Annotated in this window: 26 protein-coding genes; 12 read left to right on the top strand and 14 right to left on the bottom strand. The window is 70.2% G+C overall.

Annotated features, from left to right (window positions below):
• Positions 1-12: 12 nt before the first annotated feature.
• The 4 genes from AB0L53_RS45860 to AB0L53_RS45845 all read right to left on the bottom strand — a co-directional run bounded on the left by AB0L53_RS45860 (position 13) and on the right by AB0L53_RS45845 (position 4,030).
• Positions 13-489 carry a DUF6328 family protein gene (locus tag AB0L53_RS45860; RefSeq protein ID WP_358542302.1) on the bottom strand — a complete coding sequence of 159 codons (477 nt, stop codon included), beginning with the start codon at positions 487-489 and terminating at the stop codon, positions 13-15.
• 66 nt (positions 490-555) lie between these two features.
• Positions 556-2,577: a xanthine dehydrogenase family protein molybdopterin-binding subunit gene (locus tag AB0L53_RS45855; RefSeq protein WP_364008969.1), complete on the bottom strand. Its 2,022-nt coding sequence runs from the start codon at positions 2,575-2,577 to the stop codon at positions 556-558.
• Complete coding sequence (locus AB0L53_RS45850; RefSeq protein WP_364008966.1) at positions 2,574-3,545, bottom strand: xanthine dehydrogenase family protein subunit M; 972 nt, start codon at positions 3,543-3,545, stop codon at positions 2,574-2,576. The genes AB0L53_RS45855 and AB0L53_RS45850 overlap by 4 nt, the downstream gene beginning before the upstream one ends.
• Entirely contained in the window at positions 3,542-4,030 is a 489-nt protein-coding gene (locus tag AB0L53_RS45845) for a 2Fe-2S iron-sulfur cluster-binding protein (RefSeq protein ID WP_364008963.1), read from the bottom strand. The genes AB0L53_RS45850 and AB0L53_RS45845 overlap by 4 nt, the downstream gene beginning before the upstream one ends.
• Before the next feature lie 98 nt (positions 4,031-4,128).
• Between AB0L53_RS45845 and AB0L53_RS45840 the strand changes: the two genes are divergently transcribed.
• A complete protein-coding gene (locus AB0L53_RS45840; RefSeq protein WP_364008960.1) occupies positions 4,129-4,509 on the top strand; it encodes a cupin domain-containing protein in 381 nt (126 codons plus the stop codon).
• A gap of 62 nt (positions 4,510-4,571) precedes the next feature.
• On the opposite strand, the gene AB0L53_RS45835 is transcribed toward AB0L53_RS45840, so the two are convergent.
• From AB0L53_RS45835 to AB0L53_RS45825, 3 genes are all read right to left on the bottom strand, one after another.
• Complete coding sequence (locus AB0L53_RS45835) at positions 4,572-5,558, bottom strand: NAD(P)-dependent alcohol dehydrogenase (protein WP_364008957.1); 987 nt, start codon at positions 5,556-5,558, stop codon at positions 4,572-4,574.
• Positions 5,559-5,664: 106 nt separating this feature from the next.
• Complete coding sequence (locus tag AB0L53_RS45830) at positions 5,665-6,306, bottom strand: TetR/AcrR family transcriptional regulator (RefSeq protein ID WP_364008954.1); 642 nt, start codon at positions 6,304-6,306, stop codon at positions 5,665-5,667.
• 115 nt (positions 6,307-6,421) lie between these two features.
• Positions 6,422-7,372, bottom strand: a complete 951-nt coding sequence (locus tag AB0L53_RS45825) for a YafY family protein (RefSeq protein WP_364008952.1) — start codon at positions 7,370-7,372, stop codon at positions 6,422-6,424.
• 90 nt (positions 7,373-7,462) lie between these two features.
• On the opposite strand from AB0L53_RS45825, the gene AB0L53_RS45820 reads away from it, so the two are divergent.
• The gene (locus tag AB0L53_RS45820; protein ID WP_364008949.1) at positions 7,463-7,885 is read left to right on the top strand and encodes a VOC family protein; all 423 of its coding nucleotides are present in this window, start codon (positions 7,463-7,465) and stop codon (positions 7,883-7,885) included.
• Here AB0L53_RS45820 and AB0L53_RS45815 read toward each other — a convergent pair.
• The 3 genes from AB0L53_RS45815 to AB0L53_RS45805 form a co-directional block, all read right to left on the bottom strand.
• Positions 7,869-9,017: a glycosyl hydrolase 53 family protein gene (locus AB0L53_RS45815; protein ID WP_364008946.1), complete on the bottom strand. Its 1,149-nt coding sequence runs from the start codon at positions 9,015-9,017 to the stop codon at positions 7,869-7,871. The genes AB0L53_RS45820 and AB0L53_RS45815 overlap by 17 nt on opposite strands.
• A 136-nt stretch (positions 9,018-9,153) precedes the next feature.
• Positions 9,154-10,458 (bottom strand): adenylate/guanylate cyclase domain-containing protein, encoded by a 1,305-nt coding sequence (locus tag AB0L53_RS45810; RefSeq protein ID WP_364008943.1) that lies wholly within the window; start codon positions 10,456-10,458, stop codon positions 9,154-9,156.
• A gap of 153 nt (positions 10,459-10,611) precedes the next feature.
• Positions 10,612-11,004, bottom strand: coding sequence for a hypothetical protein (locus AB0L53_RS45805; RefSeq protein ID WP_364008940.1), 393 nt, complete (start codon positions 11,002-11,004; stop codon positions 10,612-10,614).
• A gap of 101 nt (positions 11,005-11,105) precedes the next feature.
• On the opposite strand from AB0L53_RS45805, the gene AB0L53_RS45800 reads away from it, so the two are divergent.
• The 10 genes from AB0L53_RS45800 to AB0L53_RS45755 all read left to right on the top strand — a co-directional run bounded on the left by AB0L53_RS45800 (position 11,106) and on the right by AB0L53_RS45755 (position 21,846).
• Positions 11,106-13,514 (top strand): DUF4132 domain-containing protein, encoded by a 2,409-nt coding sequence (locus AB0L53_RS45800; RefSeq protein ID WP_364008937.1) that lies wholly within the window; start codon positions 11,106-11,108, stop codon positions 13,512-13,514.
• Positions 13,515-13,597: 83 nt separating this feature from the next.
• Positions 13,598-14,095 carry a MarR family transcriptional regulator gene (locus AB0L53_RS45795; RefSeq protein ID WP_364008934.1) on the top strand — a complete coding sequence of 166 codons (498 nt, stop codon included), beginning with the start codon at positions 13,598-13,600 and terminating at the stop codon, positions 14,093-14,095.
• On the top strand, positions 14,055-15,218 hold the full coding sequence (locus AB0L53_RS45790; protein WP_364008931.1) for an ABC transporter ATP-binding protein: 1,164 nt from the start codon (positions 14,055-14,057) through the stop codon (positions 15,216-15,218). The genes AB0L53_RS45795 and AB0L53_RS45790 overlap by 41 nt, the downstream gene beginning before the upstream one ends.
• Positions 15,215-16,021 carry an ABC transporter permease gene (locus AB0L53_RS45785; protein ID WP_364008928.1) on the top strand — a complete coding sequence of 269 codons (807 nt, stop codon included), beginning with the start codon at positions 15,215-15,217 and terminating at the stop codon, positions 16,019-16,021. The genes AB0L53_RS45790 and AB0L53_RS45785 overlap by 4 nt, the downstream gene beginning before the upstream one ends.
• Before the next feature lie 139 nt (positions 16,022-16,160).
• A complete protein-coding gene (locus AB0L53_RS45780; protein ID WP_364008925.1) occupies positions 16,161-16,844 on the top strand; it encodes a hypothetical protein in 684 nt (227 codons plus the stop codon).
• Between the two features lie 111 nt (positions 16,845-16,955).
• Entirely contained in the window at positions 16,956-17,747 is a 792-nt protein-coding gene (locus AB0L53_RS45775; RefSeq protein ID WP_364008922.1) for an SGNH hydrolase domain-containing protein, read from the top strand.
• Entirely contained in the window at positions 17,747-18,967 is a 1,221-nt protein-coding gene (locus tag AB0L53_RS45770; RefSeq protein ID WP_364008919.1) for an acyltransferase, read from the top strand. Before AB0L53_RS45775 ends, AB0L53_RS45770 begins: the two co-directional genes overlap by 1 nt.
• Before the next feature lie 11 nt (positions 18,968-18,978).
• A complete protein-coding gene (locus AB0L53_RS45765) occupies positions 18,979-19,632 on the top strand; it encodes a GerMN domain-containing protein (protein ID WP_364008916.1) in 654 nt (217 codons plus the stop codon).
• A complete protein-coding gene (locus AB0L53_RS45760; RefSeq protein WP_364008913.1) occupies positions 19,629-20,315 on the top strand; it encodes a response regulator transcription factor in 687 nt (228 codons plus the stop codon). Before AB0L53_RS45765 ends, AB0L53_RS45760 begins: the two co-directional genes overlap by 4 nt.
• A gap of 76 nt (positions 20,316-20,391) precedes the next feature.
• The gene (locus tag AB0L53_RS45755) at positions 20,392-21,846 is read left to right on the top strand and encodes a HAMP domain-containing sensor histidine kinase (RefSeq protein ID WP_364008911.1); all 1,455 of its coding nucleotides are present in this window, start codon (positions 20,392-20,394) and stop codon (positions 21,844-21,846) included.
• Here AB0L53_RS45755 and AB0L53_RS45750 read toward each other — a convergent pair.
• The 4 genes from AB0L53_RS45750 to AB0L53_RS45735 form a co-directional block, all read right to left on the bottom strand.
• Positions 21,827-22,357 carry a hypothetical protein gene (locus tag AB0L53_RS45750; protein WP_364008909.1) on the bottom strand — a complete coding sequence of 177 codons (531 nt, stop codon included), beginning with the start codon at positions 22,355-22,357 and terminating at the stop codon, positions 21,827-21,829. The two genes, AB0L53_RS45755 and AB0L53_RS45750, sit on opposite strands and share 20 nt — an antisense overlap.
• Before the next feature lie 174 nt (positions 22,358-22,531).
• Positions 22,532-24,220, bottom strand: coding sequence for a CBM35 domain-containing protein (locus AB0L53_RS45745; protein WP_364008906.1), 1,689 nt, complete (start codon positions 24,218-24,220; stop codon positions 22,532-22,534).
• A gap of 67 nt (positions 24,221-24,287) precedes the next feature.
• Positions 24,288-25,319: a LacI family DNA-binding transcriptional regulator gene (locus AB0L53_RS45740; RefSeq protein ID WP_364008903.1), complete on the bottom strand. Its 1,032-nt coding sequence runs from the start codon at positions 25,317-25,319 to the stop codon at positions 24,288-24,290.
• Between the two features lie 336 nt (positions 25,320-25,655).
• On the bottom strand, positions 25,656-26,099 hold the full coding sequence (locus AB0L53_RS45735) for a DUF4158 domain-containing protein (RefSeq protein WP_364008901.1): 444 nt from the start codon (positions 26,097-26,099) through the stop codon (positions 25,656-25,658).
• Positions 26,100-26,273: the final 174 nt, after the last annotated feature.

The following is a 26,273-nucleotide window of genomic DNA, read 5'->3' as shown; positions in this document are numbered from 1 at the left end:
GCGCGACCGGGGTCAGCTCGTGTCGTCGTCGCCCTTGGCCGAGCGGTCCATCGCCGGTTGCACGAACCAGGTCCACACGGCCAGCGCGGCGACGACGACGGCCGTGATCACCGCCACCGTGCTGTGGAACAGGTAGTCGACCACCAGCATGGTGGCCGCGGTCATCGAGACGGCCAGGGCCAGCGCCCCGGCGATGCCGTACAAGTTGGAACGGCGGACCAGCATCTCCTTCAGTCCCTGGCGGAAGAGCACCCGGTGCTGGGCGGCCGGGGCGATGTAGCAGATCGACGCGATGGCGGCGCTGACCAGCGCCACGTAGAACAGCCGCCGGTCGGCCAGGCTCAGCTTGTCGAACCCCTGCGAGAACGGGACCGTCAGCAGGAACGCGAACAGCACCTGGACTCCGGTCACCGCCACCCGTGCGCTCTGCAGCAGCTCCACGAAGTTGCGATCGGCCCGCTCCTTCTGAGTTTCCCTGTCCGGTTCCATGTGCCTTCATCTACCTAGATCAGGGAATTTCATGCAAAAGTGCGATCTATTCGCGCAGGACCAGCTTCAAGTGAGCAGTCGGGCGGGGGTGATCGGCAGGTCGCGGACGCGGATGCCGGTCGCGTGATAGACCGCGTTGCCGATGGCGGCCGCGGTGCCGACGATGCCGATCTCGCCGATGCCCTTGGTGCCCATCGGGTTGAGGTGCCGGTCGTCCTCCTCGATCCAGGCCGCGTCGATCCGTTCGATGTCCGCGCACACCGGCACGTGGTATTGAGCCAGGTCGTGGTTGCTGAACCCGCCGAACTCGTCGTCGATGACGCTCTCCTCCATCAACGCCATGCCCACGCCCATCGTCATGCCGCCGACGAACTGCGACATTGCCAGCTGCTCGTCGATGATCCGCCCGGCGGCGAAGATGCCCAGCAGGTGCGACACGCGGATCTCGCCGGTGTCCATGTCCACGCGTACCCGGGCGAACTGGGCGCCGAAGGCGTGTCTGGCCAGGCCCTGCTGCGCCTTGATGGCGTCGGTGGTGTCGGCGGCGCCGTGCTTGCCGTCGCGCAGCGCCTCCTCGCAGGCGGCCACCACGGCCGAGCCCCAGGAGGCGGTGCCCATGGAGCCGCCGGCCACCGGGGCGGGGGGCAGGTCGCTGTCGCCCAGCTCGATCCGTACCTGGGCGGCTGGGACGCCGAGCGCGGTCGCGGCGATCTTGGTCAGCGCGGTGCGGGCGCCGGTGCCGAGGTCGACGGCGGCCACGCGGACGACATAGCCGCCGTTCTCGACGGTGGCGGTGGCCTGGGACGGACGCCGAAAGGCCGGGAAGGTGGAGGAAGCGACACCGGTGCCGATCAGCCAGCGCCCCTGGCGGCGGACGCCCGGCGTCGGGTCGCGCCCCTCCCAGCCGAACCGGCGAGCGCCCTCCAGCAGGCAGGCCACCAGATTGCGGGAGCTGAACGGCAGGCCGCTCTCCGGCTCGGTCTCCGCGTCGTTGAGCACGCGCAGCTCGACGGGGTCCAGGCCGGTCGCGATGGCCAGCTCATCCATAGCGGACTCCAGCGCGTACATGCCGGGGCATTCGCCCGGGGCGCGCATCCACGACGGGGTGGCCACGTCCAGCCGGACCAGCCGGTGGGCCGTGCGCAGCGCGGGCGTCTCGTACATGGTGCGGGCCGGAGTGGCGGTCTGCTCGGCGAACTCGACCAGCGTCGAGCTCTGCTCGGCGACCTCGTGCTCGACGGCGGTGAGGCGGCCGTCGGTGTCGGCGCCGAGCCGGACCCGCTGGATCGTCGGCGTCCGGTAGCCGGTGACGTCGAACAGCTGCTGCCGGGTCAGCGCCACCTTCACCGGCCGCCCGACGGCCCGCGCCGCCAGGACGGCGAGCATGGTGCCGGGCCGGATGGTGCCCTTGGACCCGAAGCCGCCGCCGATGTGGCGGCACACCACGCGCACCCGCTCGGCGGGCAGGCCGAGCGTCTTGGCGATCATGACGCGGGCCGTGGACACGCCCTGCGTCGAGTCGTAGACGGTCAGGTCGCCGTCACCGCTCCAGACGGCGAGCGTGGCGTGCGGCTCCATCGGGTTGTTGTGCACGGCCGGAGTCGTGTACGTCACGTCCACGGTGACGGCCGCCGCGGCCAGCCCGGCCGCCAGGTCGCCCTTCTCGGTGTCGGCCGGGTAGAACGGGTTCACCTTCTCCGGCCGGTAGAGCCCGGGATGGTCGCCGCGCAGCCGTACGTCGTGCGGGTCCTCCTTATAGGTGACCCGCACCTCCCGCGCGGCCGCGCGGGCGTTCTCGTAGGTGTCGGCGACGACGGCGGCGACGAACTGCCCCCGGTAGGCGACCTCGCGGCGCTGGAACAGCGCCAGCTCCGGGTCCGCGTCGGGAGCCAGCTCGGGCGGGTCCTCGCTGGACAGTACGGCCAGCACGCCCGGCAGGACGAGCGCCCCCGCCGCGTCGATCGAGGTGATGCGGCCTCTGACGATCCCGGCCTGGACCGGGTAGGCGTAGGTGACGCCCTCGATCGGGTATTCGGCCGAGTAGGTCGCGCGGCCGGTGACCTTGTCGTGCCCCTCGATCCGGGTCATGGTGCCAGCTCCAGCAGGGTGCGGACGATGAGATTGCGAGCCAGCGGCACCTTGTGCGCGTTGCGCGGCAGCGGGCGGGCCCGCTCCAGCTCGGCCTCGGCGGCCCGGGTGAAGCTCTCCTCGTCCGCCGGGGCGCCGCGCAGCGCCCGCTCGGCGCGCTCGCACCGCCACGGCACATGCGCCACTCCCCCGAGCGCGATTCGGCAGTCGCGTACGGTCCCGTCCCCCGCGACGTCGAGGACGGCGGCGATCGACACCAGCGCGAACGCGAACGAGGCGCGCTCGCGGACCTTGCGATAACGGGAGGCGCCCGGCGTCGGGGCGGGCAGCCGCACGGCGGTGACCAGCTCACCGGGCGCCAGCACGGTATCGCGTTCGGGCTCGTCCCCGGGCAGCCGGTGCAACCCCGGCATCGGGATCACCCGGTCGCCGCCGGGCCCGGTGACGTGCACGCGGGCGTCGAGTGCGGCCAGCGCCACCGCCATGTCCGACGGATGGGTGGCCACGCACGCGGGGGAATGTCCGAGGATGGCGAGGTTGCTGTGGTCGCCGCCGATCGCCGGGCAGCCGGATCCGGGCCGCCGCTTGTTGCACGGCTTGGAGACGTCCTGGAAGTACGGGCAGCGGGTGCGTTGCAGCAGGTTGCCGCCCACGGTCGCCATGTTGCGGATCTGCCCGGACGCCCCGGCCAGCACCGCCCGCGCCAGCATCGGGTAGCGCTCGCGGACCAGCGGATGGAGGCCGAGGTCGCTGTTGCGCACGGCGGCGCCGACACGCAGCCCGTCGCCGTCGGGCTCGATCCGGTCGAGCGGCAGCCGGCTCACGTCCACCAGGAACTCGGGCTCGGCCACGCCCAGACGCATGAGGTCGACGAGGTTGGTGCCGCCGCCCAGGTACATCGCGCCGGGCCGGAACCTGGCCACGGCGTCAGCGGGGTCGCCGGCTCGCGCGTACTCGAAGGGTCTCATCGCGCCACCTCCGCGATCGCGGAGACGATGTTCGGGTAGGCGCCGCACCGGCACAGGTTGCCGCTCATCCGCTCACGGATCTCCTCGGCCGTCAGCGCCGGGTCGGCGGCCAGGTCCTCGGTGACGGCGCTCGGACCGCCCTCGGCCAGCATCCCGGCGGCCGAGCAGAGCTGGCCGGGGGTGCAGTAGCCGCATTGGAAGGCGTCGTGCTCGATGAAGGCCGCTTGGAGCGGGTGCGGCCGGTCGCCGTCCGCCAGGCCCTCGACGGTGGTGATGTCCGATCCGTCCTGCGCCACGGCCAGCGCCAGGCAGGCGTTGGCCCGCCGGCCGTCGATCAGCACGGTGCACGCGCCGCACTGGCCGTGATCGCAGCCCTTCTTGGAGCCGGTCAGCCCGAGCCGCTCGCGCAGCAGATCCAGCAGCGAGACGCGCGGGTCCACCTCCACGGTCCGCCGCGAACCGTTGACCTGCAGGGTGATCTCCATGGCGCTCGCCTACCCGGTGCACGGACGGCTCAACCCCACGTCGTCCTCGTTCCCTTGGTCGGCTTTGTTCGGAGAAATGCCCGGTGGGAGACTGAAAAGTGACGAAGGGGGACGTCATGATCGAGGTCAAGAGCATCGACAAGCCCGACGAGCGCCGGGACTTCCCGATGGGCCACTTCGAGGTGTGCAACCTGACGGGCCTGAGCTTCGGTGTGGCCACGTTCGAACCCGGATGGCGCTGGTCGGCGTCCATCAAGCCGATCGTCGGCACCGATTCGTGCCAGGTCCATCACAACGGGTTCGTCGTCCGAGGCCGGCTCCGCATCCGGATGGACGACGGCGCCGAAGCCGAGATCGGCCCGGGAGAGGTCTTCGTCGCCCCGCCCGGACACGACGCCTGGGTGGTCGGGAACGAGCAGGTAGAGGTGTACGACTTCGCGGGCGGCGCCGCGGAGTACGCCAAGGCACGGAGCGCCTGAGGCCTGCTTTTGCAGCGGGGGTCGCCGGCGCGCCCGTGGTCGGCGACCCCCGGCCCTTTCGTTCAGACCGTGATGACGACCTTCCCCACGACGTGACCCTCTTCCTGGTAGCGGACGGCCGCCGGGATCTCCTCGAACGGGTAACCGCGGTCGATGACCGGAGTGATCTCGCCGTCCTCGATGAGCCGGGTCAGCGTCAGCAGATTCTGCCGCTTCTGCGGGCAGTGGACCACGTCCGTCATGACGATCGTCTGGGACACGAACGGCCCGAGCGCCAGTGCCGCGAACACGTGACCGGCGGGCTGGAGCCATCGGCCGGGCGGTCCGCCGATGGCGACGTAGGTGCCCTTGGGGGTCAGCGCCCGGCGGCAGGCCGCTCCTGACTGGCTTCCCGCGATGTCCAGCAGCAGGTCGTAACGCTGTCCGTTCCGGGTGAAGTCCTCCGTGGTGTAGTCGATGACCTCGGTGGCGCCGAGCGACTTGACCAGGTCCACGTTCCGCGCGCCGCAGACGGCGGTGACCTCCGCGCCGAGCGCTCGGGCGATCTGCACGGCGAACGTCCCCACTCCGCCCGACGCCCCGTTGACGAGGACCTTCTGCCCAGGCTGGAGGCGGCCCTGGTCGCACAGGCCCATCAGGGCGGTGTTGGCCGCCATCGGCACCGCCGCCGCCTGCTCGAACGACAGGTTCTTCGGTTTCGGCACCAGGTCGCTCGCCCGGACGCACGCGTATTCGGCGAAGCCGCCCTGGTTGGACTGCGCGAAGACCTCATCGCCGGGGCTGAACCCCGTCACGTCCTTGCCGACCGCCTCGACCTGACCCGCCAGGTCGGCGCCCAGGATGTGGATCTTCGGCCCGCGCAGCCCGAGGCTGCCGGGCATCAGGCGCGCGATGTACGGCTCACCTCTCATGTGGTGCCAGTCGTAGGGCTGTATGGAGGTGGCACGGACCCGGACCAGTACCTCGTCGTCGCCGGGCACGGGCTTGTCGATCTCGGTGATGACCAGGTCGTCGGGTGAGCCGTACGTGCGTAAGACGATCGCCTTCATCGCGGGTGCCTCCGATTCGTACAACGTAAGTCGTACATCGTAAGGTACTCTTACGGCGTAAGGTGGTCAAGGGCCTGCCGGAGGCGACCGGCGAGCACGAGGGGGGTCAGGCGGTCTCGCGCATCCTGTCGAGACCGTCGAGGATCAGATCCAGCCCGAACTCGAACTCGGTCTGGTCGTCGCACCAGCCCAGCGTGGAGTCGGGGTCGTCGTGGGCGATCTCCCGCAGCATGCCGACGAGGTGGGGCAGCTGCTCGGCCATGGCGTCGAGCATGGCCGCGGAATCGTCACCGGCCCCGTCACCCGGATCGAACATCTCCTGGGTGAACCCCAGAGCCCGGCTCCCCAGGGCGTGCAGCGCGTGATGGGCCAGGTCGTTGGAGAAGCCACCGTCTCGCATGAGCCCGATCAGGGCATCGAAGTACTGTACGACGGCCGGGCTCACGTCGGTACGGGTCTCGAAGACGCGCGGCGCCCAGGGGTGGCGGAGGAAGACCTGGCGGGCGGTCAGGATCCGCTGCCGCACGGCTGTCTTCCAGGCGGCCCCCTTGGAGGGCACGTCGATCCGGCCGACCGCCTCGTTGATCTCGCCGGCGATGACGCCGACGATGCCGTCCAGGACGTCTTCCTTCTTGGCCACGTGGTAGTAGAGCGACATCGCCTCGGCGCCGAGCTCTTCCGCGAGACGACGCATCGTGAGCGACTCGATGCCGCCTTCGTCGGCGACCTTGACCGCGGCCCGGAGCACCCGATCTCTGCTCAACGGGGTGCGGGGCTCGGTCCTTGGTCCATTCCGCGTGGCCACCTAGATCAACCTCCGCGCCACATCGTACAACGTAAGTTCAGGCCCGATCGCTGCCAGGTCAACGTTCGCCGGCGTACTGGCCGGCCAGCTCGGCGCCGATCCGCGCCAGCTCCGTCTGGACCGACCGCGGCTCGACCACCTCGATCATCGCGCCCCAGCCGGCCAGGTTCCGGGCGATGTCCAGCGGGGTCGGCGCGGCGAGGCGGACCCGGACCCGGCCGTGGCCGAGCTCACCGTCGGTGTGGCAGTGCCGTCCGAAGTGGGTACGCAGCACCGGCACGAATCTGGCCTCGATGATCACGGTCGCCCACGTACGCGAACGCCGCCGCTCCACCTCCCCCACGACCTGCTCCCACGCGTCGGCGAGCGTGAAGTCGTCCGGCCGCTCGGCGGGCTGGTCGGTCGGTTCGGCCTCGATGATCCGGTCGACCCGGAAGGTTCGCTGTCCTCGTTCGGTCCCGGCGATCAGGTACCAGATGTCGTCCTTGTCGACCAGGCCCCACGGGTCGATCAGCCGTTCGGTCCGCTCGCGGGCGCTGCTGGCGTAGGTCAGGCGGACCTTCCTGCGCCGGACCACGGCGGCCTGCAGCAGGTCGATCAGCTCGGGGCGGCGGCGATCACGCTCGCCCCACCGGGTGGGGTCGATCATCGTCGCGCCGGCGGCGGCCTCGGCGTCGGCCCGGAAGGTCTGCGGCAGCGCCCGTACGAGCTTGCGCAGCGCCGCCTTGGCCTCACCCGAGACGGCCGCGGCCGGTCCGACCAGCAGGAACAGCGCCTGCGCCTCGGTCGCCGACAGGCCACTGAGATCGGTACGGGCGCCGCCGACGAGCGACCAGCCGCCGCCGCGTCCCGCCTGCGGATAGACCGGGATGCCCGCGACGGACAGCGCCTCCAGATCGCGGCGGGCGGTGGCGACGGACACCTCGAGCTCGTCGGCCAGCTCGGCGGCGGTCACCCGGCCACGGCTCTGCATGAGCAGGAGGGTCGCGACGAGCCGGTCAGCGCGCATGTCCCCATCTTCGCCAAGAAAGTGGTCAATTGGTGAGCACTTTAGCTTGGAGGATAGCCATAGACACCGACCGAACGTAAGGAACACCCCATGTTGCGTGGACTCACCACCGTCAGCTTCTTCGCCGACGACGTCCCGGCCGCCCGGGACTGGTACACCGAACTGCTCGGCATCGAGCCGTACTTCGCGCGTCCGGTCGAGGGGCCGCCCGCGTACGTCGAGTTCCGCCTCGGCGACTACCAGCACGAGCTCGGCATCGTCGACCGCCGATTCGCCCCGCACAGCCGGTCCGACCAGGCCGGCGGCGCGGTGATCTACTGGCACGTGCACGACGTCGAGGCCGCCTTCGAGCGGCTGCTGTCCCTGGGCGCCACCGTGCACGACAAGCCGGTCGAGCGGGGGCCGGGATTCGTCACCGCGTCCGTGGTCGACCCCTTCGGGAACATCCTCGGCGTGATGTACAACGAGCACTACCTGGAGATCTTGGCTCTGCGACCTACGGGGTCCATCTGATGCTGGGATTGATGCCGCCGGTCCAGTTGAAGGTGGCCATGTTGTCCCACTGGTCGCCGGTGCCGTTGATGTTGGCCGGGTCCCAGCCGTTGCCGGAGATGGCGTACCAGGTCGGCTCCCAGTAGAAGACGCCGATCGCGCCCGCGCCGCGCGCCGTGTTCTGGACCGCGGCGAACTCGTTCGCCTGCCCCGCCCAGGTGGCCGGGTAGCCCGAGCACGGCGCCGAGCCGGTTACCACGTTCCCCTCGCTGTCGGCGTTGGCCGCGGTGAACGGGTAGGCGGTCTCCGCCACGATGACCGGCTTGCCGTACCGGGACCTCACGTCGTTGATCACCGTGGACAGGGTGGACAGCGGGCCGTGCCACATGCAGTAGTAGGACAGGGCGGTGATGTCCCACGGCACGCCCTTGGCCTTGATCCCGTCGTAGAACCAGCGGGCGTTGGCGAGACTGTCGGCGTCGGCGGTGTGGATGATCACCTGGGTGCCGCCGTTGCACGCCTTGGTGGCGTTGTACCCGGCCTTGAGCAGCAGGCTCAGATTGGTGAAGTCGTTGTTGATCACCTTGCCGTCGTTCCAGAGCATCCCGACGTTGATCTCGTTGCCGATCTGCACGCTGTCGGGCGTGGTGCCCTGCGCCTTCAGGCTGTTGCAGACGTCGTAGGTGTAGTTGTAGACGTCCGTCTGGAGCTGGCCGATGCCGTGACTCGCCCACGCCGCCGGTTTGAACTGCTTGCCCGGGTCGGCCCAGGTGTCCGAATAGTGGAAGTCGATCATCAGGCCGAGGCCCTTGGCCTTGACCGTCCGGGCGTAGGCCAGGACCTTCGCCTTGTTGTTGTAGCCGCTCGCCGGGTTGTTCCAGACGCGTAAGCGGACGTAGTTGACGCCGACGCCGGCGAGGATGTCCAGCGGGTCGGCGGCCGTCCCGGCGGCGTTGTAGTACTTGGCCCCGAGGTCCAGGCTCCGCTGGACCGACGAGATGTCGGCGCCGCGCATGGTCAGCGTGGCGGCCGAGGCGGGGGCGGGGTTCACGAGTGCGACGGCGAGCAGTGTCGCCAGTGCGAGGAGGAGCGTGCCCCCGATCCTCCAGGGGCGGTTCAGGTGGTTGACGGCCATCCCGATCTCCTTGCTCAAGAAATGGGTGGGCTCCTCTGTGAACGTTCACAGAGGCTCTTGAGCACCCCCCTGTGAACGTTCACAGACCCTCTTGAGCATGAGGATAAAGAAGGATCTCGCCCTGGGAAAGAGCGGCCGCCGGCCGGAAGCGAATTCAGCCCTCGAAGAAGGTCAGCTGGACTCCGGAGACCGTGCGCTGGACGGCGGCGAACCCGTCCAGCGGGGCGCGCTCACACCCGGCCTCGTCCAGCCCCTCGCACCCGGCCTCGCTCAGCCGCTCATGAACGGCCTCGCTCAGATAGACGCGACCGGGCCCGCCGAGATCCTGCGCCATCTTGGAGGCGAGATTCACCGGCGCGCCCGCGATATCCCACCCACCACCCGGCGTCTCACCCGCCAGCACCGGCCCGGCGGCCACCCCGATCCGGCAGACGATCTCGTACTCGGCCAGGCCCGCGCGCAAGCCCTGGGCGAAGCGTACGGCCGGCGCGGCCTCCTCGAACAGGTAGAGAGCCAGAGGTCCAGCGATCTTGACCTCCACGGCGCCCCGCGCGGGCATGAGCCGGAGCCCCGTCTCCCTGAGCACGGCCGACAGGGCCAGCCCTCTCAGCAGCCCGAGCTCAGGCGTCTCGGCCGGGGCGACGCTCCGCTCGACCAGGACCACAGTCCGGTCCTGGAGATGCTCGGCGGCCAGCCGCCGGGCCAGCTCGACGTCCTCGGGACGGCGCTCCAACCTCAGCAGGTCGGCGTAGAAGGCCGCGGAGTAGGGAATCGGGTAACGCAGATCCTCGGTGACCGGCCGCACATCCTCCGGACGGGGGCCGTCGAGCACCTGATAGACGGCGCCGACCAGGCTCTCGGGGCCGTCCTTGCGTCGCAGGACGAAGGCGTGATCGGGCGGCAGCCGGTCGACGACCGCCCCCGTCACCACGAGCTCCCCGCCTTCGGTGTGGTTCTCCGCGATGTCCTCGATCGCGTCCGCCTCCGGGCCGTACAGCCCACCGGCCAGGCCGTAGAAACTCCCGCAGTGCGCACCGATGCCGATCCGTACGCGGCAAGAGCGTTCGATCTCGTCCTGGACCTTCAGCAGGGCCGACAGCAGCACCCCCGCGTCCGCCGATTCCGGATGGAACATCTGGGCGTTGTCCGCCGCCCACACACCCACCGCCTCGCCGCCGATGGCCCTGGTGCGGGCGTGCAGGATCCGCTTGGGCCGGTCGATGAGCGCCAGCACCTCCAGCAGACCCAGCCGCTGGCTGAGCTTCGTCAGCCCGGCCGAGTCGGACACCACGCTGTAACCGCGGACCGCGAATCGGCCCAGCAGCCGCCGCGCGTCCTCGTGGCTTTGACCGGTGTCACGCCACTGCTGGATCAGCGCCAGCGGCAGACCGGCCGCGGAGCGCGGCTCGGTGTCGAAGGTGCTCGGGATGTACGCGCCCGTGGGGGGTTCGGAAGCCACCCGACCACCGTATATCACTCAGCGCACTTGTATAAACGCTCTCCGTGACGGCCTCGCGCGGCCGAGGAGGCGCCGGCGCGAGCGGGCGCCAGCGACGACAGCCGCGCCGCCAACCAGCAGCGGCGGTCTCTGGAGGACGCCGCCGCACCCGTCTCAGCCTCCGACCAGCGGGACAAGCTTGACGAACGAGATCACCGGATCCGCGGTCAGGTCGATCGACTCGTCCAGATCCTCGATCTGACGATCACCGACCAGCAGGATGAACCCGTTGCGCACGAACGCCCGCTCGGCGATGTCCGCCTGACGCTCCCAGTCGATCCGCCGCGCCGCGCGCATCCGGTAACCGTTCAGCTCGACCTCGGCGTCGTCCGGCTTGACCAGCCCGTTGAACCTGGGCGAGGGCGCCGCGTTGTACCGGGCGACCTCCTCGCGCACGCGCAGCCGCAGCAGCTCACGAGCGGTGATCCGGTCCGGCAGACCGGGCAGCGTGAACTCCTCCAGCGGCCGGCCACTCGCGCTCTCATCACGGAAGGTGACCTGAGCCATCGATGATCTCCTGTGGTAGTGGGATGACCCTTGACTACCAGCCGCCTCCGACAAACTGGCCTGCGGCGAATTCTGTCGGACGGCTTCGGCATGATCCAGGCATGCGCGAACTCACCGTCGACGAGACGGTCACGGCCGCCTTCGCGTCCGCGAGCTGGATCATGGAGGCGATCGTCCAGGAGCTTGAGCTGGAGGGACGGTCATACTCCTGGCTCTTGCCAGATGACCGGGACGAACGGCGTACCGAGAAACTGCGGCGCCAGGCCCGGAATGTTCGGCAGGAGCGGGTGCGACGGCTGCGTCACACGGAAGGCGCCGACCGCCGGGCCGCCGTGATCTACCTGGCTCAACCCGGGCTGGACGAATACTACGAAGAGCTGGAGCTGGCCCTGTCCGGCTCCGACGACTGGACCCCCACCGGCGTGGCCGCGCTGCTCTCGGTCGTGCGCAGCCGGGAGCTTCAATACTGGGACGTCACCTGGGTGTGCCAAGTCGTGGACCTGATGCTGGAAATCGACATCGCCGAGCGGCAACACCTGCGCGAGCCATTCACCCGGCTGATCGAGGCCATGGCCCACGTCCCGCTGCCTGCCGACGAGCGACGACGTCTGCACCGCCGGATCGCGCTGGCCCTGCCCGGCGACCTGACGACCCTGCCGTTGTCGGCACTGGTACGCGCCGACGCCTGGGCCTCGTCCGTACGCGATCATCTTGGGGACGCGCCCGCACCCCACCTGGTCAAGCTGGTCGAGCATCTGTGCGAGGTACATACGCCGCGGCCCACCCAGACGTGGCGCGCCCGCTGCCTGACCCTGCTGGAGCCCACCGGTGCGCGTGAGTTCGTGCGGTTCGCGCTGACGGCCTTCATCCGCGAGGTGTCCGACGACGGCAACCGGCGGATGGTGTCCGAGGCGAACACGGATGTGGCCCGCGGGACCATCTGGGCGGCGACGCTGGCCCGGGTCGACGATCTGGCGACCACTCTGACCTGGTTGGCCGTCCATCTGGGTGGTGACCGCGCCCGATTCACGCAGGATCTGGTGATCGCCGGTGCCGCGATCAACGCGCTCGGCGAGGGCGAAGACCCGCAGCCACTCTGGCGGCTCCAGACCTCGATCAAGCACCGGGCGCTGCGCAAGCAGGTCGACACCGCGCTCGCCACGGCCGCCGGACACGCCGGGATCACACCGGCCCAGCTGCTGGAGCGAGGTGTGCCGACCCACGGACTCGCCACCGACGGGACCCGGTCGTGGCGCCTTGGCGACCACACCGTGGTGCTGACCGTCCGGGACGCGATCACCGTACGACTCGGCTTCACCACCGCCGACGGCACCGCGGTCCGTGCCCTTCCTATGGCGGTGAGGGAAACCCATGCTGAGGAGCTCAAGGCCATCAAGGCCGTCCAGAAGGAGGTCCGCCAGACGCTGGCCGCCGAGCGCGCCCGCGTGGAGGGGCTGTTCACCGTCGACCGGACCTGGTCGCACGAGGACTGGGCCCGTCACTACCTCAACCATCCGATCACCGGGGTGGTGGCGCGCGGGCTGATCTGGGAGGCGGATGGGACGGCCTTCCTGCCCGGCGACGCCCCACCCGGGGCCGAGATCCGGCTGTGGCATCCCGCGCGCGCCGCGCTGGCGGAAGTGGCGGCCTGGCGGGAGACGGTGACCGGGCGACGGCTGCGCCAGCCGTACAAGCAGGCCTTCCGGGAGGTCTACCTGCTCACCCCCGCCGAGGAGAGCACCGGGGTCTACTCCCATCGGTTCGCCGCCCACATCGTCGACCACGCGCGGCTGTACGCGCTGCTCAAGGAGCGCGGCTGGCAGACGCTCTGGCTGCGCGCCTTCCACGGTGAGCAGGAAGCCGTGGCCAAGAAGGAACTGGCGGAGGGCGCCTGGCGGGTCCGCTTCCGCTACGAGACCGCCGCGGTGGCCGACCACGAGGTGACCCTGGCCGCCACCGATCAGGTCCGCTTCGACCGGCGCGACGGGCGCGCCTGGCGGGAGACGCCACTGGCGCGGGTTCCGCCGCTGGTGTTCAGCGAGGCGATGCGGGACGTGGACCTGTTCATCGCGGTCACCTCAATCGCCGCCGACCCGGATTGGATCGACCGGGGTGAGGAGCGTTTCGGTGGGTACGTGCGCGAGGCCGCCTTCGGCGCGCTGCCGCCGTCGGCCGAGGTCCGCCGCGACGCGCTGGCCCGGATCCTCCCCCGTACGGCGATCGCCGACCGCTGCACGCTCACCGACCGCTACCTGGTCGTCCGCGGCGACCTGCGCACCTACCGGATCCACCTGGGCAGCGGCAACATCCTCATGAGCCCCAGCGACGTCTACCTGTGCATCGTCACAGCCCGTAAGCGCGACGCCAAGCTGTTCCTGCCCTTCGAGGAGGACGGCCGCCTGGCTCTCATCCTCAGCAAGGCCTTCCTCCTCGCCCACGACAGCAAGATCACCGACGACACCATCCTCCAGCAGATCGGCAAGACGCCACCTGATGGTCGCGGCCAATGACCCGGCCGACCCCAAAAGCTATGGGGCAAAAATATACGAGCTCGTAATGTATGGCTCCAAACAAATTCGCTATCCTGACGAACATGACGTCTGACCATTCAGCGGAGTCCGACCTCCAGCAGGCGCCGCTCCCCTATCTGGTGTCGATCGCGGGAAACGTGCTGAACAGCCGCTGGAACGCTCTGTTGAGCCAGGAGCACGGCGTGTCTGTCGCGGGGATGAACGTGCTGCTGGCCCTGAGCCGCGGGTCGGGCACCCACACCGAGATCGCCCGGCGCTGCCGGGTGCACGTCTCCACACTGACCGGGATCGTGGACACGCTCGCCCGCGATCACCTCGTGGACCGCCTGCGGGACACCGTGGACCGCAGAAAGGTCCTGCTGGTGCTCACGCCGCGCGGCAAGAAGATCACCGAGCGCGTAGGGAACGTCCTGAGCGAGGCGCCCCCGCTCACTCCCAGCCTGACGGATCCCGAGCACGAGGCGATCATCCGCGCGTTCCTCATCGACACGATCGAATTCGACGAACGGGAGGCCACTCGTGCCCGGATCGCAGACACAGAAAGCGGCGAAGGTCGGTGACTCCGCCGTCGCCATCGATGCCCTGGTCAAGAGATATCCCGGGGCTCCGGCGAACGCCGTCGACGAGCTCTTCCTCGAGGTCCGAGCAGGAGAGATCTTCGGCCTGTTAGGCCCCAACGGCGCGGGCAAGAGCACCACGATCGGCATCCTCACCACCCGTGTCATCCCCACCGGCGGCACGGCCACCATCCTGGGCGTGGACGTCGTGGCCCGCCCCGTGGCGGCGCGCCGACTCCTGGGCGTCGTGCCCCAGGTCAACAACCTCGACCGCTCCCTCAACGCCTGGCAGAACCTGGTCTTCCACGCCGCCTACCACGGCGTACCGCGAGCGGTCCGCAAGGCCCGGGCCACCGAGCTCATGGAGTCCTTCGGTCTCACCGGGCGGGGCCGCGACAGCGTCAACACCTATTCGGGCGGCATGGCCCAGCGTCTGCTGATCGCCCGAGCCCTGATGCACGACCCTCACGTGCTGTTCCTCGACGAGCCGACAACCGGGCTCGACCCGCAGGCGCGGCTCTTCGTGTGGGACCGGATCCGCGAGCTGCGCGCCGCGGGGGTGACGGTCGTCCTGACCACGCACGACATGGACGAGGCCGCCGACCTGTCGGACCGGGTCGGCATCATCGACCACGGCAAGCTGCTCGCGCTCGGCACGGTCCACGCGCTCACGCGCGGTCTGGAGGGGAAGAGCATGCTGGACATCACCATCGCGCAGGTCCCCGGGCCGGCCGCCCGGGAGCTGCCGGACGTCCTAGCGTCGCAGGGTGCCCAGGAGCCGCCGGGTGCCCAGGAGTTGCTGGACGTCCTGGCCGGTGTCGACGGCGTCGAACGTGTCGAACGCGTGGAGTCCGCACCCGCCGTACGCGGTGGTCCAGGCGGACCTTCGCCCCTCAGGCCGCCCGGTCCGCCGCCCTTCGGGCCGCCACCCCCGGCGGGGGCCGCCGCCGGGCCCGCCACGAGCGAGACGCGTTTCCGGCTCTACGTGAGCCACGATCCCGCCGCCGTGCTCGGACCGGTGGCGCAACTGCTGGCCAAGCGCGACTGTCCCATCACCAACGTCCAGATCGGCGAGCCGAGCCTGGAGGACGTCTTCATCACCCTCACGGGGAGGAGCCTGCGATGAGCGTGTCCGCCCAGACGGCCGTCCGCAGGGGCGTCAGCCCGTTGCGCGTGGTCCTCGCGATCCTGTGGCGCGATGCCGTCGTGACGTGGCGCGACATCATCTCGGTGCTCGCCCAGGTCGTGCTCCAGCCACTCGTCATGCTCTTCATCTTCGTCGGCGTGCTCGGCCGCCTGGCCTACGTCGACCCCTCCTACAACGACGTGCTGCTTCCCGGCGTGGTCGCGATGAGCGGCTTCGTGGCGGCGCTCCAGGCCGTCGCTCTCCCGCTGATGATGGAGTTCGGCTACACGAAGGAGATCGAGGACCGCCTGCTGGCGCCGGTCTCGATCTCCCTGGTCGGCCTGGAGAAGGTGCTGGCGGCGGCGCTGCGCGCGCTGTTCGCCGCCGCGGTCACGCTGCCCGCCGGCATGCTGATCATCCAGGACGCGACGTTCCGGGTCGACGGCCTTCCGCTGCTGGTGCTGTCGGTCCTGCTCGGCGGCTGGGCGGCCGGGGCGATCGGACTGATCATCGGTACGCTGCTGCCGCCCGGCAAGGTCGGCATCATGTTCGCCCTCATCATCGCACCGATGCTGTTCACCGGCGGCACCCAATACCCGTGGCCCTCGCTCGGCAAGCTGCCCTGGTTCCAGGTCCTGACGGCGCTCAATCCGATGACGTACTCGAGCGAGGGAGTACGGGCGGCGCTGGAGCCGCAGGTGCCGCACATCGCGCCGTGGATCTCGATCGCCGTGCTCACCGGCTCCTGCGTGGCGCTGACCGCCGTCGGGATGGTGAGCTTCCGCCGCCGGTCGCTGACCTGAGAACGCCGCCATGACCTCCATCCCTCTCGGGAAGCCGCGGGAAGTCGCGGCTCGACGGGATGACGTTTACGTCGTGAGGGGCGCGGGCACCGATGGCGAGGGTGATCAGATGCCTGGCAGGTACACACGCTCCACGGACGTGCGGGGCATTCTGCTGCGCGTGTGGCCGGCCGTGCTGGCGATCGCGCTGGCCTTCGGAAGGGGCTATCTCGACGCCTACGGCCCAGCAGGCTGGGTCGGGGTCGTCCTGGCGATCATCGGTTTCTTCGTGGCGGCGGCACCGATCGGCCTGGCGTTCTTCAGATGCACCCGGGTGTTACTGAGCCTCGCGATGGGCATGGCGCTGATCTACTGCCTGAACCTGGCCCACGAGGCCGTGGCGCGGCAGGCGCTGGCCCAGCGCGGCCAGGTGAGCGACTGCCTGGTACAACAGGAGACCCCGCGACAGCGCACCGTCACCGACACCCACTACCAGCCCGGCACCTCACCTGGCGACCCCGGCACCACGTGGACGTCCACGCGCAGCGAGACCTTCTACGACTACCGCCTGGCCTGCCCCCAGGCCGGTCCGGACTCGATGACGACCCGCACCTCCGTGGCGCGGCCGGGTACCACCATCGCGGTCCTCTGGGATCCCACCGGACGAATCGACTCACGCCCGGCCGGGCCGGGTGACACCTCAGCCGAGGACTTCCGCGCCGCCGGACTGGCGGGCGGAGCAGGCGTCCTGCTGGCCCTGCTCGACGCGGTGCTCGACGCCACCGGCTTCCATCTCAGACTTCCCCGCTGGCTGACCGCGCGCCGCTTCCGGCGACGCCGCTGATCGTCGGTAACCGCCGCAGGCGACCTGCCTTCGTGACAGCCGGTCCCCCGTTGTGTGATGAAACGATGACAACGCGGTTGACCTCCGGAATCGTCTGCTTGCCTGATGGTCATGCAAGCGACTCCCTATTTCTCCGCTGGCCGTACCGGAGCGTTCCTGGCCGTGGCCGTCGCCGTCGGGGCCACGCTCGCGGGCTGCGGCGCCTCCACCGCCTCCACCAGCGATGGACAGCAGACCAGGCAGGCCGCGACCGGCGTCAGGGTCTTATGGATGGGTGACTCCATCGCGGGCGCGCAGGCCCCGGCCCTGGAGGCGGCGCTGAAGGCCGGCGGTGTGGCGTTCAAGAACGCCACTTCCGACGGCGGCGGCAACATCGTCGCCGGTGACCATCCGGTGACGGCCATGGGGGCCAAGGACACCTGGAAGACCCTGAAGGCGAACCTCGCCTCCTTCCGGCCGACGGTGATCGCGTACCAGATCACCAGCTACGACTGGGGCACCGCCAGCCAGCAGCTGTCGGCCTACCAGAAGCTCGCCCGAACGGCCGAGGACGCCGGCGCCCGGCTCGTGCTGGTGTCCGCCCCGCCGTTCAAGATCGACGAATTCTTCAAGCCGCACGAGAACGCGATCAAGAGCGCGCCCGCGATGGCCGCCAAGGCCGCCGGGACCGCTCGCGTACGCTACTTGGACGCCGCCGAGCTGTGGGGCAGCGACTACGCCGCCGGCAAGGCCCAGCGCGCCAAGGACGGCATCCACTCCTGCCAGCAGGGGTCGGCGGCCTTCGCCACCTGGTTCGCCAAGCGGCTCGGCGAGCTGGCCGGCTTCACCCCGGCCACCCCCAGCGTCTGGGCCACTGGGCCGTGGGCCGGCGACGAGCGCTTCGCCAAACTCGGCTGCGGCTGATGGTGCCGGCTCCTCGCGGCGAGGGGTTGATGGTTTCAGCCCCTCGACGCGCGCATATCGGCGCGCTTGACGGGCTGCGCGGGCTCGCTGTCGCCGCGGTCCTGCTGTTTCACGCCGGGCAGATGCGCGGCGGGTTCCTGGGCGTCGATCTGTTCTTCGTCCTGTCCGGCTTTCTGATCACCGGCCTGCTGCTGGAGGAGCTCGGCAGCGGCGGCCGGCTCAACATGACGGCCTTCTGGGGGCGCCGGGCCCGCCGTCTCCTGCCCGCGCTGACCGTCATGGTCACGGTGACGCTGCCGCTGGCCTGGGCGTTCGCCAGGCCGGACATGCTGAGGTTCGCCCTCCAGGACGCGCCATGGGTGGCCGCCCAGAGCGTGAACTGGCACTATATCCACGAGCAGCTCGGATACTGGGATGCCGCCGGCACCCGCCTGTTCGCCCATCTATGGAGCATCGGCGTCGAATGGCAGTTCTACTTGGCCTGGCCGCTGATGGTGGCATTGGCCGGGAAAGGGCTCGGCGGGCAGCGGCGAGTCGCGCTCGTAGCGGTCGCCGGTGCGCTCATCTCGCTCCTGCTCATGATCAAGCTCGGGGCGGCCGTGGACACCACCCGCGCCTACGAGGGCACCGACACCCGGGCCTTCTCTCTCCTGCTCGGCGCGGCCGCCGCCACGGCGCCCGTCCGAGACGCCGTGGCGGGCCTGCCGCGCCTGGCCGTGGACGCGGTCTGTGTCCCGCTGCTGTGCGGGCTGTCCGTCTCATGGCTGCTGACCGGCGGGGAAGAGGCCCCGGGCCTGTTCCAGGGCGGGATGTTCGCGCACTCCCTGGGCAGCGCCGTGCTGATCGCGCTCCTGGCCCGTACGCCGGACGGTCTGGTGGGCAGGGTGGTCGGCAGCGCCGTACCGCGGCGGCTGGGCGAGGTGTCCTACAGCCTGTACCTGTGGCACTGGCCGGTCTATCTGCTGCTGCCCCGGCCGGTGGCGGGGCTCGATGGCTGGGGCTGGACGATCGCCGCGGTCGGACTGTCGCTGCTGGCCGCGCTAGTCTCGAAGGCCGTGGTCGAGGATCCGGTACGACTGCGCGCCCGGTGGGCCACCGGGCGGCGCGGATGGGCGGCGCTGGCCGTCGTGGGGGTGATGGCGGTGGGGCTGTGGGCGGCGATACCGCGGCCACGACCCGGTGCCGGGACGGTCGATGTGAGCATGCTGAACCAGCCGTAGCCGGAGAGACCATGCCGAAGAACGAGAGCGAACACATGCCGGGGGTGCTCTGGCGGGTGGCGGCTGTCATGCCGGGAGTGCTCTCCCGCGTGACGGCTGTCATGCCGGGGGCGCTGTGCCGGGTGGCGACCGGCCTGCCGGGGATGCTGTGCCGCGTGGCGGCTGGCCTGATCGCGGCGGCGGCGCTGGGGGGCTGCGGGATCACCGACACTGGCGCACTCCCCGCCGGTCAGCCGGCCCAAGGTGGCCTGACGGAGAACAGCAGCCGCCTGCTGCGGGTGTACTTCGTCACGCCCGAGGGCACCTGGCCGGTCTCCCGGCCGGCATCGGACGGAGACCGGTTGCGACAGGCCATGGACGCGCTGCTCGCCGGCCCCACAGCGGCCGAGCGGGCCCGAGGGCTGATCACGCGGCTGCCGTCGGTGACCCAGCCGATCCGGGCCAGGACGACCAAGGGCCGGGTGCAGCTGCATTTACCGTGGCTGGTGCGCGACCTGCGGCCGGTGGCGGTGAGCCAGCTGGTGTGTACGGCCGCCGCGTCCCCAGGCATCGGCGCCGACCCCGTCGTCGAGGTGTTCGAGCCCGGCATGGCGGGCGACCCGTGGCCGGTCAGGTGCGATGAGAGCGGGTCGGCCATCCCGGCCAAACAGGGAGCCCCTTCGTGACCCGCGTACTGCTGATCGAAGACGACCCGGCCGTGCGCCGGGGCGTGAGCCTCGGCCTGCGCCACCGAGGCCACGAAACCCTGCTGGTCGCGACCGGCGAGGACGGGCTGGCCGAGCTCATCGCGAGCGCTCCCGAGGTCGTACTGCTCGACCTGATGCTCCCCGGCATGAGCGGCCTGGAGACATGCCGCCGCATCCGCGCCTTCAGCCAGGTGCCCATCGTGATCCTTTCCGCGCGCGACGATGACGTGGACGTCGTCGTGGGTCTGGAAGCCGGCGCCGACGACTACGTGATCAAGCCTGCCAGTAGCGAGGTCATCGAAGCCCGCATGCGCGCAGTGCTGCGCCGTACCACCCAGCCCGCCGCCCCCGGCCGGGCCGCCCGCACCATCCACGGCGACCTGCTCGTCGACCGGGTCGCCTTACGCGTGCTCAAGCGCGGCGCGCAACTCGCGCTGGCGCCGACAGAGCTGAAGCTGCTGCTGTTCCTGTCAGCCGCGCCCGAACAGACCTTCAGCCGCCAGCAACTCCTGGAGCTGGTGTGGGAACACAGCTTCCACGGCGACTATCGGCTGGTCGACGCGTGCGTGATGCGGTTGCGCGCCAAGATCGAGGACGATCCGCGCGACCCCCGCTACATCCAGACCGTGCGCGGCTTCGGCTACCGGTTCGGGCCGCTGTGATCCGCGCCGTTCGCGACTTCGGCTGCCGGGTGATCCACCCCGTACGCGGCCTCGGCTGCTGGTCGGGGCCGCCGCTGTGATCCGCCCGCCCCTCGCCCGAGGTCTGCGAGCCCAGCTGGTCCTGGTGTTCCTGCTGGTCTCCGCGCTCAGTGCGCTGACCGCCGCCGCGTTCACTTTCCGCCAGGGCCGTACCGCGATCGTGGAGCGCGTCCAGGCCGACGCCCTGCAGGAGCTCCGCGCCCACCTCACCGCCCGGGCGCCCGACCTGCCCGCCGACCCCGCCGAGGCGGACCTGCGTACGCTGGCGCTGCAACTGGACCGCGCGGCGGGCACGCGCGGCTGGCGCACCGCCCTGTCCTATCGCGGCGGCCCGCTCATCACCGCCGGGGCGCCGGCGCCGCCGCTGCCCGCGCAACTGCGTACCCAGGCGGCCTCGGCGACCACCGCGCTGGCCCAGCGCTTCCACCACGCCCAGACGCCCTGGCTGGCCGTGGCCCTTCCCGTCGTCGCCACCGCCCGCCCGCACAGTCCCCCGCCGCTCACCGTCTTCGCCTCCTTCTCCCTGGCCTCCCAGCAGCAGGACGTGGACACCCTGGCGGCGGCCGCCCGCTCCGGAGCCCTGCCCGTCGCCCTGGCCTCCATCGTCCTCGCGCTGCTGGCCGCGCGCAGACTGCTGCGACCGGTCCGGCAACTGCGGACGGCCGCCGAGCGGATGGCGGGCGGCAGTCTGGACACCCGCGTGAACGTCACCGGCGACGACGAACTCGCCGACCTCGGCCGCACCTTCAACACCATGGCGGCCACGCTCCAGGCCGACGCGGCCGCGCTGCGCGCCATGGAGGCGCGGGCGCGCCGGTTCGCCGCCGACGTCTCCCACGAGTTGCGTACGCCGCTGGCGGCGATGGCCGCCGTGACGGAAGTCCTCGACGCCGACGCCGACTCCGGCCGCCTCGCGCCACTCACCGCCGAGGCGCTGCACCTGGTTTCCGACGAGACGCGCAAGCTCACCCGCCTGGTCGAGGACCTGATCGAGGTATCCCGCTTCGACGCCGGTGCCGCCGTACTGAACCTCGACGAGGTCGACCTGGGCGAGTTCATCGCCAAGACGCTCGCGTTGCGGCACTGGCGGGACCGGGTCCACACCGATGTTCCCCCAGGGCTGCGCGTCCGCCTCGACCCGCGCCGCGTCGATGTCATCCTCGCCAACCTCGTGGGCAACGCGCTGGGGCACGGCGGCGCGGCGGTGTCGGTGCTCATTCAGGTGCGGGCCGGTTTCGAGCAGATCACCATCGCCGTCTCCGACGACGGGCCCGGCATCCCCGCCGACCTTCTGCCCCACGTCTTCGACCGCTTCACCAAAGCCGACGCCGCCCGTACCCGAACCGACGGCAGCGGCCTGGGCCTGGCCATCGCCACCGAGAACGCGCGCCTGCACGGCGGCACCCTCACCGTGGCCAACGCGCCCCACGGCGGAGCCGTCCTGACCCTCACCCTGCCTCGCAACCCACCATTCAGCCCACTGCCGAGCTGAAGGGACCTGATCCAGACCGCGGACCCGACACGGCATCCGGCGGGCCGGACAGCCAGGCGATCAGTCCTATGAGAGCCAGGACGGGGACGGCGATCAACGCGGGAGAATGCCAGCCGGGAGCCAGCATCTCAAGATCGCCGTCATCATTGAGCAGCCAAAACCGGGTCAGAGGAGAGAGCAGCACACCCACGACCAAAGTCAGTTCGTACAGGATGAACCAGACGCCGGTCGGCACGGTAGGCCGGGAGGGTGATCGATGGTTCAGCCGGTCGAGCACGGCGATGAGAATCGCCTCGGCGGTCAGGATCAGGGTGATGCCGAGCGTCACATTCCGCGCATGCGCGACCTCCCGCTCCAGCTGTTCCAGCAACCTGTCATTCCATGACTCTCCGTACCAGGGATTGAGCTCTCCCGTCGGGTGGGCGATCAGCTGGAGCGCGATCAGGTTGACCGCGGCGTACAGGATCGGGGCTACCAGAGCGGTCGAATATGTCAGGCGACGTACGTTCATGCGCTGCCCCCTCGCCGTGCGCCCGCGGCCGGAGCGGAAGGCGCGTCCTCTCGGATCCGCGGCTCGATGATGACACACCACTCCGGGCCCGCGGTCCGTGAGCAGGCCAGGCTGTCCTGGACGCGCGCCGCCCCGACGCGGCGGACCGCGGCCGGGGCGTGCTGTGGCGCTCGGTCAGGTGAGCTCGATGTAGTCCAGTTCGGCGTATCCGGTGCCGCCCGCGAAGTACGGCGAGCCCTTGGCCAGACGGATCACGTTGTATCCGGCACCGAGCGTGACAGTGGTACTGATCGTGGCGCCGAACTGGCCCCAGGCCGGAGTAGGCGGATAACTGACCGTGCTCCAGGCACCGCCGTTGTACGCCAGGCCCTGTGTCGCGGTGGCGCCGGTGCCGTTGGCGTAGCCGATGGTCATCGTGTACGCGCGAGCGGCGGGCACGTTCACCACGAAGTCCACGTAGCTGTCGGTACGCGGCGTGCCCGAGTTGTCGATCCGCCCCACATAGCCGCCGCCCGACGCGCCGGCCGCGCTCAGCCGCTGGGCGCGGAACACCGAGGCGTTCTCGGCCTCATATCGCCGCTGGTAGGCGGGCACTCCGCTGACCGGTTCGACGATGAGCTGGTAGGCGCTGGTGGCGGCCATGTTCGGCACGGACACGCTGAGCTGGCCGCCGCTCACCGTGCGGGTGGTGGCGGAGATCGTGGCGGGTGCGCTCACGGCGGTGAAACGGCCGCTGGACGGGGTGGACAGCAGCGTGACGCGGACGCTGGAGCCCAGTGCGCCGATGCCGGTCAGGTTGACGGTGTTGGTGCCGGACTCGTTGCCGAACACCACGTTGACGATCTTGCGGGTGCCGTCGTAGGAGGCGAATCCGTCCAGGCCGGTCTGGGTGCCCGGCGTCGTCGCGACCATGCTGCCGGCCATGTCGCCGTACCACTTGTACAGCCACCAGGTGCCGGTGGGCTGGTTGTTGTTGACGACCAGGCCGTTCATGGTGCCGTACTCGTACCAGAAGGCCCGATGCGCGGACTCCACGCCGCCGCGCTCGAACTTGGCCACGTAGCTGGCGATCCGGCCGGGTACGTCCACCTCACTGGTGGCGGCGTACTCGTTGATGGAGACGCGGCGCGGGCTGATGCCCAGCGAGGACTCGAGGTTCCGGTAGTCGGCGAGGTCGGCGGCGATCCGGTCGGGGTTCACCAGCTCGTGCCAGCAGATGATGTCGGGCAGCGTGCCGGTGTCCCTGGCACGGGTCAGGAACGACTGCATCCAGGACCGGTTGTACGTGGCGGTGCTGGGGCCGACGACGGGCGTCAGCGTGTCGAGCGCGCGCACCGCCCGGTACGTACGCACCCAGCCGTCGTTGAAGGCGCCCGCGGCGGCGGTGTTCCAGGTCCAGTCGGGCTCGTTCCAGAGCTCCCAGCCGATCACGTTCGTGACCGCCGTGGCCGAGAGCCTGGCGTTGACCATGGTGTTCACCTTGGCCAGCCAGTCGTCCCAGCTCACCCACCGATAGGGGAAGTCGGGGTAGATGTCGGGCATCCGGACGAACTCACCCGCGCCGACCCGGGTGGACTGCGGGGCCACCAGCAGCGAGTCGCCACCGGGCGGCTGGCCGTTGGGACGCTGGCCCACGCCGGGCGCGGGCTGGGTCAGCGAGTTCACCTTGATCGGTAACAGGGTGGAGTCGGCCGGTCTGCTGTTCTCCGCGAGGCCGTACAGGCCGCCCGAGGCGACGTGGGTCACCGGCCGGAACGGCTGGGCGACGTTGACGGTCAGCATCGCGCCCGCCGCCGCGGCCGGGGGCGTGAAGGTCGTCAGGGTCGCGGCCGCTGTGATCACGGCTAAGAAGGGTTTGCGCACGTTGCTCTCCTTTGTTAGCGCTAACATTTAGCGCGGCCGGACAGTCGTGAAGGGCTGCGGCCCGCGCTCAGCGGGCGGGCGGGGCTTTCGGGGGTGCGGTGCTTCCCCGTGACACCAGTTCGGGAGAGATGAAGCGCACGACAAACGGCTCGCTTCGGGCCGCCGACGATTCCACCCGGCGTACGAGCTGGCGCACCGCCATGGCGCCCAACCGGTCGGGCGCGCTCTCGATGAACGAATAGGGCAGGGAGAAGGTCGCGGCGAACTCGGCGGAGTAGCGCCCGATGACCGACAGGTCCTCGGGCACCCGAAGTCCCCGCTCGTAGGTGACGGAGGGCAGCGCGGCGGCGGCCGCCTCGTTGTTGATCAGCAGGCCCGTCGCCGAGGGGTGCGCGTCGAGCAGGGCGTTGAGCAGGTGTCCGACGGCCGGTTGCCGGGACTCGCCGTACACCGCGTGCAGCGTGACACCGAGCTGCCGCGCGCGTTCCAGCGCGGCGTCTCTCAGACGCCACACGTACGCGCCGCCGCGCTCGACAACGTGTTCCGGCTGCGAGATCAGGATGAGCTCGCGGTGGCCGAGCCGGTGGAGGTGATCCACCATGCCCCTTCCGGCCTCCTCGAAGTCGAGGTCGAACACGTCGAGCCCCGAGCAGTCGCCCGGCAGGCCGACCAGGGCGCCCGGCTGCGGCGCCGCACGCAGGATGGGCAGCCGCGAGTCCTCCTGCGCGATGTTCATCAGAACGACGCCGTCCACCATCCGAGAGCCGGTGATGCGCCGCAGCGCCCGCGCACCGTCGGCCTCGGTCACCAGCAGCGTGTCGTAGCCCAGGTCGCGGGCGGTGTCCGTGACGCCCAGGATGTACTGCATCATCGCGGGCGCGAACTCGTCTTCGTGAAACTGCGCGAGCAGACCGAGGACCTTGGTCTGGGATGTGGCCAGCGCGCGAGCGCCCGCGTTCGGCGTGTACGCGAGCGCCTCGGCCGCCGTCAGCACGCGCCGGCGGACCGCTTCCGAGATGGGGCGCTTGCCGGACAGCGCGTAAGACGCCGTGCTGCGACTCACCCCGGCCTCCCGGGCCACGTCTCCGATCGTCGCCATTCCCACCTCCTGCTGTCGAAGCGGTTCGACGATGACATCGCAAGCTCCCGGTGCCGAGGACCGGATAGCCGGGCGAAGAACGCCTTTATCCTGGGGTTTTTGTATGCAGGCGCCATCCCGCGACCCGGCACTGTCACGGGAGCGTCCGCCTGCGGTCTTCGCGATCGAGCGAACCGGTTCAACGATGTCGCTCGACTGTTACCCGCGAGGCGACGCACGTCAAGAGCGCGATATCGAATCGTGACATGCCGGAAAGGCTGCAACTGGAACGAACCGGCTTCATTGCGCACCACCGACTGGGCTTGCGGGCCGGCAGTTCCGCCACGTCGACGGCCCCTAGATTGGTCGACGAGCCAAGCAGCTCATCGTAGAGCTCCTGGACCGGATCGGTGCCCATCTCGGCCACGACGGCTCGAAAGTGCGGCGCTCACGCAAGGCGAAGCCGTCCACGCCGGGCTCCACCTCCAAGCCCTCCGGGGTCGTGGTGACGCCATGCAGCCGTCGAAGGAGAGTGACCGCGACACCATACTCCGCCGCGCTTCGTCGTGCTCGCCGGGTCGACGCGCCCTGGTCATGCCGGCCAGATCGAGCAGGACCTCCTCGCTCGCCTACCACCACCGGCCAGGGCACCGCCAGCGGATCCTCCAGGAACAGCCCCTTGTACCGGACGGTGCCGATCTGGACGGCGACGCCCAGCCGGTGAGGATCGGCCCTCGACTGCGCAATCACTTTCCGGTCGAAATGGGATGGACGACGACCTGGCAGGCATGATCCGCGCACTACGGAAGGTCGTCAGACCGACCCTGCGCTGGACAGTTACTACACATGTGTGTAGCTTACTCATCAGCGAAGTGGAAAGCTGTACGCATGGATAGGAGCTAGGGGCAGTGACGACGTCCGGTCCCGACCCTGAGGGCCTCACCGCCCGCCCTCGGATCAGAGATGCGGCGTTGC

Origin of the sequence: Nonomuraea sp. NPDC052129 (assembly GCF_040680095.1) — a bacterium.
GTDB lineage: Bacteria > Actinomycetota > Actinomycetes > Streptosporangiales > Streptosporangiaceae > Nonomuraea.
Note: the sequence above shows the minus strand (reverse complement) of the source record. Positions and strands in the feature narration are given on the sequence as shown.

What these genes read in the sequence shown, in the direction of transcription:
- AB0L53_RS45855 (WP_364008969.1), bottom strand. Translation starts at nt 2,577, where the DNA reads ATGACCCGGATCGAGGGGCACGACAAGGTCACCGGCCGCGCGACCTAC.
- AB0L53_RS45845 (WP_364008963.1), bottom strand. Translation starts at nt 4,030, where the DNA reads ATGGAGATCACCCTGCAGGTCAACGGTTCGCGGCGGACCGTGGAGGTG.
- AB0L53_RS45805 (WP_364008940.1), bottom strand. Translation starts at nt 11,004, where the DNA reads ATGGCTCAGGTCACCTTCCGTGATGAGAGCGCGAGTGGCCGGCCGCTG.
- AB0L53_RS45850 (WP_364008966.1), bottom strand. Translation starts at nt 3,545, where the DNA reads ATGAGACCCTTCGAGTACGCGCGAGCCGGCGACCCCGCTGACGCCGTG.
- AB0L53_RS45835 (WP_364008957.1), bottom strand. Translation starts at nt 5,558, where the DNA reads ATGAAGGCGATCGTCTTACGCACGTACGGCTCACCCGACGACCTGGTC.
- AB0L53_RS45820 (WP_364008949.1), top strand. Translation starts at nt 7,463, where the DNA reads ATGTTGCGTGGACTCACCACCGTCAGCTTCTTCGCCGACGACGTCCCG.
- AB0L53_RS45825 (WP_364008952.1), bottom strand. Translation starts at nt 7,372, where the DNA reads ATGCGCGCTGACCGGCTCGTCGCGACCCTCCTGCTCATGCAGAGCCGT.
- AB0L53_RS45770 (WP_364008919.1), top strand. Translation starts at nt 17,747, where the DNA reads ATGGTGCCGGCTCCTCGCGGCGAGGGGTTGATGGTTTCAGCCCCTCGA.
- AB0L53_RS45740 (WP_364008903.1), bottom strand. Translation starts at nt 25,319, where the DNA reads ATGGCGACGATCGGAGACGTGGCCCGGGAGGCCGGGGTGAGTCGCAGC.
- AB0L53_RS45795 (WP_364008934.1), top strand. Translation starts at nt 13,598, where the DNA reads ATGACGTCTGACCATTCAGCGGAGTCCGACCTCCAGCAGGCGCCGCTC.
- AB0L53_RS45750 (WP_364008909.1), bottom strand. Translation starts at nt 22,357, where the DNA reads ATGAACGTACGTCGCCTGACATATTCGACCGCTCTGGTAGCCCCGATC.
- AB0L53_RS45800 (WP_364008937.1), top strand. Translation starts at nt 11,106, where the DNA reads ATGCGCGAACTCACCGTCGACGAGACGGTCACGGCCGCCTTCGCGTCC.
- AB0L53_RS45765 (WP_364008916.1), top strand. Translation starts at nt 18,979, where the DNA reads ATGCCGAAGAACGAGAGCGAACACATGCCGGGGGTGCTCTGGCGGGTG.
- AB0L53_RS45785 (WP_364008928.1), top strand. Translation starts at nt 15,215, where the DNA reads ATGAGCGTGTCCGCCCAGACGGCCGTCCGCAGGGGCGTCAGCCCGTTG.
- AB0L53_RS45775 (WP_364008922.1), top strand. Translation starts at nt 16,956, where the DNA reads ATGCAAGCGACTCCCTATTTCTCCGCTGGCCGTACCGGAGCGTTCCTG.
- AB0L53_RS45860 (WP_358542302.1), bottom strand. Translation starts at nt 489, where the DNA reads ATGGAACCGGACAGGGAAACTCAGAAGGAGCGGGCCGATCGCAACTTC.